Source organism: Polynucleobacter sp. UK-Gri1-W3, assembly GCF_018881595.1.
Taxonomy (GTDB): Bacteria; Pseudomonadota; Gammaproteobacteria; order Burkholderiales; family Burkholderiaceae; genus Polynucleobacter.
This window is the reverse complement of record NZ_JACVQA010000008.1, coordinates 228,061-240,801: the sequence shown is the minus strand read 5'-3', so window position 1 is coordinate 240,801 and position 12,741 is coordinate 228,061. Positions and strand designations below refer to the sequence as shown.

The 12,741-nt window shown below is 45.1% G+C and carries 12 protein-coding genes and 1 pseudogene; 4 read left to right on the top strand and 9 right to left on the bottom strand.

Features of this window, described 5'->3' with window-relative positions:
* Positions 1-13: 13 nt before the first annotated feature.
* The 4 genes from ICN36_RS09145 to ICN36_RS09130 are packed head-to-tail and all read left to right on the top strand — an operon-like array spanning position 14 to position 2,227.
* Positions 14-583: an RNA polymerase sigma factor gene (locus ICN36_RS09145; RefSeq protein ID WP_216228067.1), complete on the top strand. Its 570-nt coding sequence runs from the start codon at positions 14-16 to the stop codon at positions 581-583.
* The gene (locus tag ICN36_RS09140; protein ID WP_216228066.1) at positions 580-1,038 is read left to right on the top strand and encodes a DUF3619 family protein; all 459 of its coding nucleotides are present in this window, start codon (positions 580-582) and stop codon (positions 1,036-1,038) included. The genes ICN36_RS09145 and ICN36_RS09140 overlap by 4 nt, the downstream gene beginning before the upstream one ends.
* 14 nt (positions 1,039-1,052) lie before the next feature.
* The gene (locus ICN36_RS09135) at positions 1,053-1,682 is read left to right on the top strand and encodes a DUF3106 domain-containing protein (protein ID WP_216228065.1); all 630 of its coding nucleotides are present in this window, start codon (positions 1,053-1,055) and stop codon (positions 1,680-1,682) included.
* An 8-nt stretch (positions 1,683-1,690) separates the two neighbouring features.
* A complete protein-coding gene (locus ICN36_RS09130) occupies positions 1,691-2,227 on the top strand; it encodes an RDD family protein (protein ID WP_216228064.1) in 537 nt (178 codons plus the stop codon).
* 23 nt (positions 2,228-2,250) lie between these two features.
* Here the strand turns inward: ICN36_RS09130 and ICN36_RS09125 are convergent, their stop codons facing one another.
* The 9 genes and pseudogenes from ICN36_RS09125 to ICN36_RS09085 all read right to left on the bottom strand — a co-directional run bounded on the left by ICN36_RS09125 (position 2,251) and on the right by ICN36_RS09085 (position 12,666).
* Complete coding sequence (locus ICN36_RS09125) at positions 2,251-4,737, bottom strand: ABC transporter permease (protein ID WP_216228063.1); 2,487 nt, start codon at positions 4,735-4,737, stop codon at positions 2,251-2,253.
* Positions 4,734-5,519 carry an SDR family oxidoreductase gene (locus tag ICN36_RS09120; RefSeq protein WP_216228062.1) on the bottom strand — a complete coding sequence of 262 codons (786 nt, stop codon included), beginning with the start codon at positions 5,517-5,519 and terminating at the stop codon, positions 4,734-4,736. Before ICN36_RS09120 ends, ICN36_RS09125 begins: the two co-directional genes overlap by 4 nt.
* A 34-nt stretch (positions 5,520-5,553) precedes the next feature.
* Complete coding sequence (locus ICN36_RS09115; RefSeq protein WP_216228061.1) at positions 5,554-6,555, bottom strand: tripartite tricarboxylate transporter substrate binding protein BugE; 1,002 nt, start codon at positions 6,553-6,555, stop codon at positions 5,554-5,556.
* Positions 6,556-6,559: 4 nt separating this feature from the next.
* Positions 6,560-7,186 (bottom strand): membrane integrity-associated transporter subunit PqiC, encoded by a 627-nt coding sequence (locus ICN36_RS09110; RefSeq protein ID WP_216228060.1) that lies wholly within the window; start codon positions 7,184-7,186, stop codon positions 6,560-6,562.
* A complete protein-coding gene (locus ICN36_RS09105; protein ID WP_216228059.1) occupies positions 7,183-8,109 on the bottom strand; it encodes an MlaD family protein in 927 nt (308 codons plus the stop codon). Before ICN36_RS09105 ends, ICN36_RS09110 begins: the two co-directional genes overlap by 4 nt.
* Positions 8,106-8,882: an ABC transporter ATP-binding protein gene (locus ICN36_RS09100; protein WP_216228058.1), complete on the bottom strand. Its 777-nt coding sequence runs from the start codon at positions 8,880-8,882 to the stop codon at positions 8,106-8,108. Before ICN36_RS09100 ends, ICN36_RS09105 begins: the two co-directional genes overlap by 4 nt.
* On the bottom strand, positions 8,882-10,054 hold the full coding sequence (locus tag ICN36_RS09095; RefSeq protein WP_216228057.1) for an ABC transporter permease: 1,173 nt from the start codon (positions 10,052-10,054) through the stop codon (positions 8,882-8,884). The genes ICN36_RS09100 and ICN36_RS09095 overlap by 1 nt, the downstream gene beginning before the upstream one ends.
* Positions 10,055-10,559: 505 nt before the next feature.
* Positions 10,560-11,126, bottom strand: coding sequence for a phasin family protein (locus ICN36_RS09090; RefSeq protein WP_216228056.1), 567 nt, complete (start codon positions 11,124-11,126; stop codon positions 10,560-10,562).
* Between the two features lie 398 nt (positions 11,127-11,524).
* Positions 11,525-12,666: pseudogene (locus tag ICN36_RS09085) on the bottom strand (IS3 family transposase).
* Between the last annotated feature and the right edge of the window lie 75 nt (positions 12,667-12,741).

Sequence of the window (12,741 nt, the reverse complement as noted above, 5' to 3'; positions counted from 1 at the left end):
TCTAATCCATTGCATGGCATCAGCCCAAGAACTATCTGACTTTCTGAGTAGTGTCGAACAGCGCGCTTTTAAGCAGGCGGTCTACGCCGTGCGTGATGATGATGCTGCGTTAGATATTGTTCAAGATGCCATGATTAAATTGGCCGAAAAATATGGGGATAGACCCCCTGCAGAGCTCCCGCTAGTATTCACCAGAATTCTGCAAAATCGCATTCACGACTGGTTTAGAAGGCAAAAAGTCCGAAATACCTGGGTCACCCTCTTTTCCAATATGGGCAAAAAGAGTGATGAAAGTGATGATTTTGACCCCTTGGAGTCCCTTGCAGCCCCAGATGACAGTGAAATATACCAAGATGGGGCTTTTAAACTTGAAAAGAGTCAGCTTTTACAGGCTTTAGAGTCAGAAATATCTAAATTACCCGTACGTCAACGAGAAGCCTTCCTGATGCGTTATTGGGATGAGCTAAGCATTGCTGAGACGGCCAAATCAATGGGTTGCAGTGAAGGTAGCGTCAAAACCCATTGTTCTAGAGCCACTCAAACTTTAGCTAAAGCATTGAAATTAAAAGGAATTACGCTGTGAAAAACTTTGATGATCAATTTACCCAGACCCAAGTCGACCAGTTTGGCCAGGCTAGCGCTGCCCTGCTTCGTCAAGGTACACAGAGCATCCCTCAGAATATTAAGGATCGCCTTTATGCAGCGCGCATGAAGGCCCTTTCCGTTAGGAAACCTGAAAAAGTTCGCATTCAGAAGCAGGTTTTAGCTGGAACCGCTCGCAACTGGACTTCAAGCTCCAATGGATTATGGGACACAGTAGGCTGGATTGCGCCTTTGGTTGTTCTTGTTTTTGGTCTGATTGGCATTGCCCAATGGCAAGATGACTCACGCATCAATGACATTGCAGAAGTTGATGCGGCATTGCTCTCTGATGACGTACCTCCAGATGCATACGCCGATAACGGATTTATGGCATTCCTAAAAAATGGCCCCCTTTCCGAATCTGATAGCTCCTCCGATTCCGTTCAAAGTAAATAATTCTCACTCGCTTGATGTCGCCGACAACTAGAACGCAAAAAGCTTGCAGCCTAGCGCTGTTTATCCTTGTTTGCGCAACACAAGTTGGCACAGTGCAAGCACAATCGGCATCAAGCGCTACTCATGGAAAGGCCACAGCCATTCCTGAGAAAAAACCTGACGGCACCTGGGAAGGTCTCAAACCAGCCCAACAACAAATTCTTGCGCCCCTGGAAAGCGATTGGGATTACATGCTTCCGGATAGTCGCAAAAAATGGATTCAGGTTGCCAATATTTATCCTAAGATGAGCGCTCAAGATCAAGAGCGTCTTCAGTCGCGCATGACGAGCTGGTCAAATCTTTCCCAGAAAGATCGTCGCGTTGCTCGCGAAAATTACCTTACTAGCCTCAAATTTCCTGCCGAGAAAAAAGCAGAGGCATGGTATGCGTACCAAAAGCTGAGCGATGAGCAAAAGAAGAGGTTGGCTGAATCTGAGGCGAAGAAAAAACCTACTGCAGCCAATGCTCCAACACTTCAGCAGCACGCCATTTCACCAAAAGCCGCTCTACCAAATACTGTCTTAGCCCCAAGCATGACTGCGCCAGTAGAGAACTCTGGATCTGGCACAGAAAGTAGTCCTGCAAGTAATTCATCCTCCAATTAAGCAGCTCCATGACGCCTGCTGAACTAGATGTATTGCCTTCACCCCATTTTTGGCGGCGAGTGTCATGTTGCCTCTATGAGCAATTAGTATTGCTTGGAGTTATTGCTTTCACCTTTTTAGTCCCCAATCTTGGTCTTGGACTCCTATTTGGAATATCGCTGCCAAGCTGGCTTACTTTTTTGTATCTTTACGCTGTCCTAGGGATTTATTTTGTCTGGTACTGGACCAAGTCTGGTCAAACGCTCGCTATGCAAACTTGGCGCGTTCGCCTTATTGGAAAAGGTGGCTATGACCTATCGAAACGACAAGCCTTTTTGCGTTACATTTATGGCTCTCTCTGGCTAATTCCTTGCGTTCTACTGCAATGGGCTTTTCACCTTGAGAAGTGGCAGATTATTGAAATGCTCTTTACAGTAGCCCTACTCATTTGGCCCTTAAGTATTTATTTAGATCGCCAGAACGTTTTGCACCGACAAAGCGTTCCTGACCGCTTAGCTGGAACCCGCTTAGTTGAGCTACCAAAAAATCGCGTGAAAATATCTTAATAAGCCTGCCCCAGTTGTTTAAGCTAGGCTTCCTTTAGACATTCCACCGCTGTTGCTTTCTGAATCCTTCTTTGGAAGCGATATCCAGAGACAAGACAGGCGCCTACTCCAAATACAACCCCCATGAAGAGTGCCTCGCCAAAAGCATTAAAGGCAATCTCCATCACATAGCGGCCTAAAGCCCAAGCAGCAATACCTGAAGCAAGACCAGCCAAGAGTCCCGCCATTAGGCCAATCAGAACCAATTCGATATTCGCAATCTTTGCCAATGTCAGACGAGAAGCTCCCAATGCTTTTAATAAGGCAGCATTTTTATAGCGCTCATCTTGGGTGGCCGCAATTGCAGACATTAATACCAACATTGCCGCAGCGATCGTAAAGCCCAATAGCAAGCCTAATACTGATGAAAGCTTATTCAAGACTTCCTGTATTTGTTGCAAAGATGCTGAGACATCCACGATAGTCAAATTAGGATACGTTTGGCTTAATTGAAAATCTAAAGATTCTTGCTTGGGAGGCTGATAATAAGAAGTAATCCAAGACTGAGGTAATGATTGCAACTGAGCTGGCGGCATGATGACAAAAAAGTTCACTCGCATAGAGCCCCAATCCAATTTACGCAAGGAAGTAATGGGGGCGGTAATTTTTTCTCCCGCAACTTCGAAACCGAGCTGATCACCTAGTTTCAGTTTCAGGGTTTTAGCTATCCCAGTTTCCATCGAGATTTGAGGTGCATCCCCCTCAATCCATTTGCCTGAAATAATCTGATTACCAGGTGGCAATTGATCTGTGTAGGACAAATTAAACTCACGATCAATTAAACGCTTGGCGCTTTCCTCAGAAAAATCATTGGGCGTTACATCCTTACCATTAATGTCTATCAAGCGGCCACGCACCATCGGATAAAACTCTGGACTTGAAATACCAGCATTCTCAAGTGACTGTGTAAGCCCCCGTTTTTGATCGGCCTGAATATTAATCATGAAGCGATTGGGTGCATCAGTGGGTATATTGCCCTGCCACGCACTTAAAAAGTCTGATCGCAATAGTAGAACGAGTATGAGTGCCATCAGCGCTATGCCAAGAGCTGTAATTTGCACTACCGCTAACCCTGTCCTTCGCCCTTGAGAAAGGATAACAAAGCCAAATGCAAAGCGCTGGGTACGTATCCTACTCAGAATGCGTAGTGCCCCCCAAGATACAAATGCAAAGATTGCAATGGCAGCGCTAAAACTGAGGCAAGTCCACAAAGCCAATTTCCAATCGCGTGCCGCAAACATAATTAAGAATGCTCCAGCACCCAAACCACACAAAGCAGTCCAAAAATTGGAAATACTAATGCCGTCAAATTCTTTTCTAATGAGTCTGATTGGTGAAACTTTGACTAAGCTAAAGATTGCAGGGCCTGCAAAACCAAGTAGTAAGCACCAAGCCACAAGAACACTCCACAACACAGGCCAAAAAGATACTGGTGGTAATTCTGCTAAGACTAAATTACCTAAAAGGAGTGTCAATATGTACTGCCCAAAGTACCCCAAAAGAGATCCCAAGATGGCTGCAATAAGCCCCAGCCCAATTAGGGACTGAGCCTGACGTTTCAAAATCATGCCAGAGCTTGCGCCCAGACATTTAAGCACTGCGCAAGCATCTGACTGCTTGCGTGTGTAGCGATGCGCAGACAACGCTATAGCCACTGCTGCCACCATAGCAGTTAATAAAGCAATTAATGATAAGAATCGATCCGCACGTTCCAATGTTTTGCGCATCATGGGCTGTGCATTTTCTAGGGTCTCGATCCGAATACCTTTAAGGCCATCTTTTTCAATAGATTGATTTGCCCAAGAACCATAAGCACTGATTTGCTCGTCAGTACCAGCCAAAAGAAGACGGTATGTCACTCTGCTGCCAAGACCAATGAGACCTGTATCACTTAAATCTGCAAGCGACATCATGACTCGGGGAGCAAAGTTCATAAATCCAGCGCCGCGGTCTAGCTCTCGCTCAAGGATGCCGCCGATAGTAAAGGTCTTTTTACCTAGCGCAATAGACTCCCCCACTGTCGCATGCAGGCTGGCCAACATGGCCGGATCTAGCCAAACAAAACCTGATTCAGGGCCCGAGGTGAGCGGCATGGCAAGGTCATTTGTTTGAACCCGCAAAGCCCCACGAAGAGGATATTGAGGACTTACCGCTTTTAGTGACGCTAATTTACTATGCGACCCGACAGTTGCCATACTCGGAAATACAACCGTCTGGGCTAGCTGTAAATTTTTGCTCTTTGCTTCATCTAAAAATAGATTAGGCAATGGTTGATCAGAAACAATCAATAAATCTGAAGCTAGAAGTTGGCGGGCATCAAAAGCAAATGCCCTTTGCATGCGGTCCGCTAAAAAACTAACACTAGAAAGCGCTGTAACTGAGAGCGTTAAAGCAACTAGCAACCAAGCCAACTCGCTTGAACGGACGTCGCGCCGCAAAGCCCCCAATAGACGAAGAATGAACTGACTCAAATTGCCTGAATTTGGCCGCCATCAACACGCATGACAGTACCTGTAATGAAAGATGCGTTTTGACTGGCTAGGAATGTTGCAGCATCTCCATACTCCTTAGGATCACCGTATCTTCCCATTGGTATCTGGCTAAGGCTTGCTTTAACTACCGCTTCATAGTCAATACCTTCACGTTTTGCACGTGCCTCGTCTAACTGACGCAGGCGGTCAGTAGCAACTCGACCAGGCATGATGACGTTCACGGTGATTCCCTCTGCAGCCACTTCCGCCGCCAAGGTTTTGGACCAACCAAGCAGTGCTGCACGTAAGGTATTAGAAATGGCTAAATTTTTAATAGGCGCAATAGCGCCTGAGGTGGTGCTAGTAATAATGCGGCCCCATTTACGCTGACGCATGCCAGGCAACACGCGATCCGTAATAGCAATAAGTGAAAGCACCATATCGTTAAAGCTTTTTAGCCAGAGTGCTGGGTCTTGACCGGCCGCTGGTGTTGGCGGTGGTCCACCAGTGTTGTTGATCAGAATATCAATGGGGCCTAATTCTTTTTCAACCCTAGATACCAATCCATCAATCACGGATGCATCGGAAAGATCCCAATTGAGCGCAAGGGCTTGTCCACCAGCAGCTTCGATTAACCGCACAGATTGCTGCAAACCTTCAGCATTGCGGCCGGTGACGGCAACTTTGACGCCTTCTTTAGCCAATGAAACTGCCATTGCTTGCCCCAAGCCGCGACTAGAAGCAATTACTAAGGCCACTTTACCTTTTAATCCTAAATCCATTGTGTCTCCAATTGACTCTAATTATTTATCTTTATTAATCTAACTGTAATTTTTGCTTAGCAACTACTTCTTTATAAACGGTGTACTCAGCCTTAATTTCTTTTGCAAAAGCCTCAGAGCCGTTCACGTTAATAAGTGAGCCTGTATCTTCAATACGCTTTTTAACAGCGGGATCAGTAACTACCTTTTGCAAAGCCGCGGTGTACTTATCCACAATATCCTTAGGCATACCAGCTGGACCTAGCAGACCGTAATAGGCCATTCGATTGACAGGCGCTAAGCCAACTTCAGCAAAAGTTGGCACATTTGGTAATTGCGCTAAACGCTTTGGAGCAGCAATTACGATTGGAACTAATTTTCCATCCTTAATAAAGGGCAACGAAGATGGCAAATTATCAAAGATCATGGAAACTTGTCCGCCTACTGTGTCGGCCAATGCAGGACCGGCACCGCGATACGGGATGTGGACGATAAAAACACCTGTCAAGCTTTTAAACAACTCAGTTTGGAGATGGCCAATGCCACCCGTACCGGAGCTTGAATAAGAATACTTGCCAGGATTAGCCTTTAATACCTCCATGAAGGTCTTAAAGTCCTTAGCCGGGAAAGAAGGATTTACTGCGATGATGTTTGGTGTTGCTGCAATATTACTAATAGCCGTGAAATCCGTTATGGGATCGTAGCCAATTTTAGGATTAATAGCTGGGTTTGCTGCTGTTGTGGAAACCGTAGCCATACCTATGGTGTAACCATCTTTAGGTGCGCGCATGACCTCTAGGGCGCCTACAGAACCTCCACCACCCGCCTTGTTCTCAACAATGACTGGTTGACCTAATTGACGCCCTAAAGCATCGCCTACCGCACGAGCAATAATATCGGTACTGCCTCCTGGCGCAAATGGCACAACCAACCTAATAGGTCTATTTGGAAAGCTTTGCGCACTGACACTTGCAATGCTAATAAAGCTAGCTGCCAAAGAGAGGAATGTTGTAGAGGCAATCTTTCTCAGCACAAATTGAGATATAAACAATTTCATAAAATTACTGTCCTAAAGGTTTTGGTAAATTGCCAGCATATTTGTAGAGCTGTGCCTCGTATTCATTAAAGATCTGGGCCAAAGCTTCTTGCTGACCCAATACCAAAGCCTCTGGTGTGCTGTCTTTAAGGGCGATGCGCTTCGTATATCGATTCGCACCAATCAAGGGGCTTGCTTTTCCAGCGCTAGTGGCACTTAGGAAAAACTCAACACTAACTACAGCCTCAGGTTTATTGCGATAGTCCCCATAAAACTCTTCAACAGTCGCCTGTAAAAAATAGAAAGGGAAAAGGCTATTACCTTGACCTACTGTAGCAGAGAAAATATTTGCCTTATTCATCCACTGACGCTCAGCATTTCCAATCATTTCTGCCGGAATGGTGGTGTAGACGTTATAAAAATCTTTTTCGTAGCGCTGATCCCCAGTACGGTAAACCAAAGATCTACCGTCAAACGGTGGCGTAACAGATACAGAGCCCATCTTTAGCCATATATCAGTCCGAGCTACTCGAGGAGCCGCTGTTCGTTCCGGGGACACCATCCAGGCAGTTGGCCCTACTGGTGGCCTAGTGGGTAATGAGCAAGACACCAAGCCCAACACGGCAATGAAAAATAAAATACGCCTAATCATTTATTCGCTCCCGACTGGCCAGCAGCGCTATTAGGCGTAATTTTTGCTGGTGGATCGCTCCAAATCAGGCTTGAGGGCGACTGGCTAGCAATGCGACTAAATTCATTTAAATTTTCGCTAGCTTGCTTAATGTTTGTCATTGTCAACTCGGTATCACCTTGAACACTAGTGATAGTTTGACGCAATGAGGTGGTGGCAGCCACCAATTCACGCATCAGAATCCCAAGCTCTTCCTCATCGGTCGCCTTAGCAATACGAGCCATGATGAGGTTCAACTGTTTTACAGACTCAATCGCCCCCTCGTTACCCTTGCCATCACCTGCCATGAGTACATTTAGATTACCTAACAATGTATCCAATTTTTTCTGTGTACCATCGATGTTCATATCATTAAGTGCGCTAATTAATTTCTGTATTCCAGAAATAATTTCATCCGCTTGGTTTGGCATAGATGGGATTACTGGGTACTCGGGCTTCCAGGAATAAGAAAGCGCGGGAGTATCAGATGCATGCGCAACGAAATCAAACTCGATGTAATTCACGCCCGTAATACCCATAGACTTTACGCGTGCACGTAAATTATTTTTTACAAACTCACTAATTTGGCCTTCATTAACTTTATCACCAAAAATTTGCATTCGCACGACAACGTACTGGCGACGATCATGAAAAGGTAAGTCCTTTTCATAAATATCCCCAGATAAGCCAATCATCGTTACCTGACCAATCTTCACTCCCCTAAAGCGAACTGCTGCTCCAGTATCTAAACCGGTTACAGACTGTTTTATGTAAGTTTCAACCATGAACGATTTTTGGAAGATTTTGCCTCCACCAAATATGAGAATCACAGCAATCAGTACGCCAATTGCTGCAAGCACAAAAACGCCTAAGCGAAAATAATTGGGATTTGAGTTATTACTCATGCTGCGTCCTTGCTCATAATACGATTGAAGAATTGATGCACTCGTGGATCTTTACTGGTATCGCGCAAAACTTTAGGGTCACCCTGGGCAATGATTCCTTTGGCGCCCTTATCAAGCATGATGACCTTGTCGGCGATAGCATAGATACTCGCCAGCTCATGGGAAACGATGACAAAGGTAATTCCGAGATTTTTTGATAAATCCTGAATGGTGCTATCAAGATCAGCAGAGGTGATTGGATCTAAGCCAGCAGATGGCTCATCTAAGAATAGTATTTTGGGATCAAGTGCCATCGCCCGAGCGATCGCCGCCCTCTTTTGCATACCGCCGCTTATTTCGCTTGGCATATAAGACTCATAAGGCAATAGACCAACAAGATCAAGCTTGCAGCGGGCCAATAAATCCATTTGGACTTGTGTCAGCTGGGTATATTCCTGCATAAACAGGGTAACGTTATCCAGCAAGTTCATGGAACCAAATAAGGCGCCCTGTTGATACATCACGCCAAAGCTTGTCATGATCTTCTGGCGCTGCGCCCCCATTGCGGTCGTAATATTTTGGCCTTCAATCAGAACATTGCCAGACAAAGGCTGGTAAAGACCGAATAAGTTTTTTAACAAGCTGGATTTACCGCAACCCGAACCACCCAGAATCACAAAGATTTCACCGTAATTGACTGAGAAATTCAGATTCTGCATAAGCACATTGGAGCCATAACCTACGGTGAGGTTTTGAACATCGATCGCGTATGGGGATTTTTCTGGCGTATCCATCAGAAACCTGTCTTGTAGGAAACGAAGGCAAAAATACCGTCGACCAACACGATCAATACGATACTGCTTACTACAGCTCGCGTAGCTGAAATACCAACCGCAGCCGCGCCATTTCCGGTTTGCATGCCGCGTAGGCAACCGACTGCAGAAACAACGACTCCAAAAAGAGTAGCTTTAACTAATCCAGACCCAATATCTTCAATATCTACTGCTGAAAGCATGCCGTTATAGAAATTAATAAAAGGGACGCCATATATCAACATCGTCAACATCGAAGAAAAAATACTGACGATATCAGCAAATAAAGTCAAAATCGGCGCAACCAAAATACCTGCAAGAACACGTGGCACAACTAAGAAACGAATTGGACTTAAACCACCAGAAACAAGTGCGTCTACTTCACTATTAACAGTCATCGTGCCAATTTCAGCAGCAAAGGCAGCTGAGGAACGTCCTGCCAACAAAATGGCAGTAATTAATGGGCCCATTTCCCGGACAATTCCTAAGGCCGCCAAGGGACCCACGAAGGATACGGCTCCAAACTGCTGCACACCAATAGCCGCCTGGAAAGAAAGAATGACACCAATCAAAAACGCTACTAGGCCAACAATGGGTAGTGCTGCAATACCCGCCTCTACTGCAGCATTCACAAAATCACCCCAGCGCACTTGATTTGGGTGGCGAATGGACCAAAATAAATCAGAGGCAAGATGTCCAGTAAATGAAATGAGACCAACAGCATCATCAATTAAATTCTGAACAGCCATTCCGGTACTCACCACAAAACTTCTTTTGGGCTTAACAGCGGGAACGGGAAATAAATTACTTATCGGGTTGAATTCGTTCAATAAAGGCTCATAACGCTGATCCAAGCCCACAAGCTCGAACTTTGCACCGACTGTTGTTTGGGCCTCTTGAACTCCAATTAAAAATGCAATGCCTGCACCATCTAAAAAAGTGACTTTGCTTGCATCAAAAGTAAGGGACTTACTTTTGCCTTCACCCTGTTTTAACCATGCATCTTGAGAGTTGCGGATTTGGGTCCATACATTGCCCAAGGAGTAGACGTTGACATTGCCGCTAATAAGCACTTTGGCGCTATCGGCGTCGACCTGTGACCAAACTGCCACTGGAGCGTCAGAAACGGTAGAAATGGCGTCAGAAGTGCTCATATGCAGACTATAAGGTATCTCTATGAAAGCACTGAGAAAAGCCTAAAAAGAGAAAGGGCCCAGTTTTTCAACTAGGCCCTATAAAGGTTGGTGCGGCTGGCAGGAATTGAACCCACGACCCCTTGGTTCGTAGCCCCTACATCGGAGTGGCATAATATCTATATAAATCAATGAGTTACAGACTTGAGATTGTGCAATAGAATTGAGTACTGATCGCTTGTAACCCCTTGTTTATATTGGTTTGGCATATGTTCTATTGCACAAATTTAGAGTCGAATTTTCTCACTGCCTTCGAGTAAGTGATTGCCGGATTTAAGAATAATTTTCAGCTTCAATCTCGCCATTAATCTCTTCGACAAATCACAGGTGTGTTGGACTCCTTTCAGTCTCAAAGCGGTCTGTCGGCCTACTTGATCACGGATGACTGAGTCCGACCCATTGCTGTCGTTCACCCAAAAGTAAAAAAACCACCCGAAGGTGGCTATCTCATTTATCAATATTGAGATTAAGAAGCGGTGATTGCTTTGCGAGCTTTAGTGGCTGTCTGAACAACATGTTCATTCGAATTTAATGCGCCATCTGCACTCTTCTCTAAATTAGCATAAGCAGTATGTACAGATGAGCGAACTTGATCAAAGCCTTGGAGCGCAGCCTCAAATACAGCCTTAAAAGAGGCTGTAAATGCCTCAGAGCCCGTGGGAGCTTTAGCAGAAGCTTCGTCCACCAAGTCATTTAATCGCTCTTTAGCATGCTCAATTGCAGAATCAGTCATTTCAACTAACTCATGATGACTTTTACGCAATACTGAATTCACTTTAGCTTGATATGCAACAACACCAGCGGATGCCTCTTGAAGAGCATGAGCACTAAACATGGTCATAATTTCTTTAGGGTCTTTTAGCTTGAGAATTTCTGCTGATTTTTCTTGAACCATTGCAAGCATTTCTTTAGTTACATCATAGTGAATTTGAGCCAAACTTTGATTATTCTCAAAAGCGTGTTGACTTAAAGCATGAACTGATTCCATTGATTTATGATGGGCTTGAACTAATTTTTCATTTGCTTGATACATAAGACCCTCCTAAGGGGTAGTAAAACCAATCGTTTGTCACGAGAGCTTATATTGGAGTGATATTAAGTCAATAGCAATACAGTCAACTAGTGTGACCACCAGAAGACTTACAGCCCATAGGTAGCCAAACAAAGTAATCTTGGGTAGGTGGATCATGGCCGATTGGAGACGCCTGAGTTAATTTGATCAATTAGGTGCTTCTTGGCCTAATTGAGTCAGTTAAAGAAATCCTATATGGTGGGGTTTGCTGATCCTTGATACTAGAGGACAGAGTAGACCAAAGCTAAGAAATCAATCTTATTTAAAAGAACATGGCCACTTTTTTGTCATTGCATCATAGGCGAGGTGAACTGCTGTCAATTTAGATCCACTACCAAAGAGAGTTTTTCTATAGTAAATCATTGCAGCAACATGGGTTGATTCTGCAATAGTTTGGGTACTTGGGTTTGGGGTGCTGGTGGCCTGTAACCTAAAGCGCTATGGGGCCTGACATGGTTATAGTGCTTGACCCACTTCCCCACGATGATCTGGGCTTCTTTTAGGCTATAAAAGATCTCCCCATCCAAAAGGTTATCTCTAAAGGTGCCGTTAAAGCTTTCACAAAAGCCATTCTCCCAAGGGCTGCCCGGTTCAATGTAGGCTGTCTTTACTCCAATGCCAGATAACCAACTACGCAGCTCTTTAGCAATAAATTCTGGGCCATTATCACTTCGGATGTGCTCGGGGATGCCGTGAGTAATCATGGCGTTGGCCAGTTGTTCAATCACTTGGATCGAGCCAATTCTTCTGGCACAGTGGATCGTTAAGCATTTCCTGGTGAACTCATCAATCAGGGTGAGCATGCGGATCTTGCCACCATAAGCATCTCTGATAAAGACAAAGTCATAACTCCACACATGATTGGGGTGGGTCGCTCGCAGCCTCATACAACTGCAATCGTTAAACCAGAGTCTGCCCCTAGGAGCTTGCTTTTGTGGGATCTTCAGGCCTTCCTCTCGCCAGATGCGAGCAACCCTTGCAGTAGTCGCTTGTCCCCAGCCGCTATTACGCATCATCCCAGCAATCAATCGATAACCATATCTGCCATAGGTGCTCGCCATGCGGATGACCTCAGCTCGTAGGGGCTCTTCATCATCTTTAGGCAGTGGCATATAGCGATACGCTGCTCTGGAGAGCCCTACTAATTCACAAGCTAAGCGCTCTGATGTTGAGTATTTCTGCAGCAACACCTGAGCAGCTGTTTTGCGTTTAGTAGGGCTTAGAAGTTTCCCTTAATAACTTCCTTGAGCATCACCTCTCGTAGCGATAAGTCCGCTACGAGCTTCTTTAAGCGGGTATTTTCCACTTCCAGATCTTTGTACTTCTTTGCCTGATCGACTTTCATACCGCCGTAGATCTTGCGCTAACGGTAATAGCTTTGCTCAACCGTACCCACTTCTTTACAGGCCTGGGCTAGGGTTTTGCCATTCGTTGTAAGAACATCGATTTGACGCAATAAGGTGACGATTTGCTCGGGTTTGAGACGTTGGCCTTTTGCCATATTTAGCACTCCTTTAAGTGAGAGATTATCAAAAATCCTCTCTTTTGGAGTGGTACTAAAAATCAGGTCAGTTCA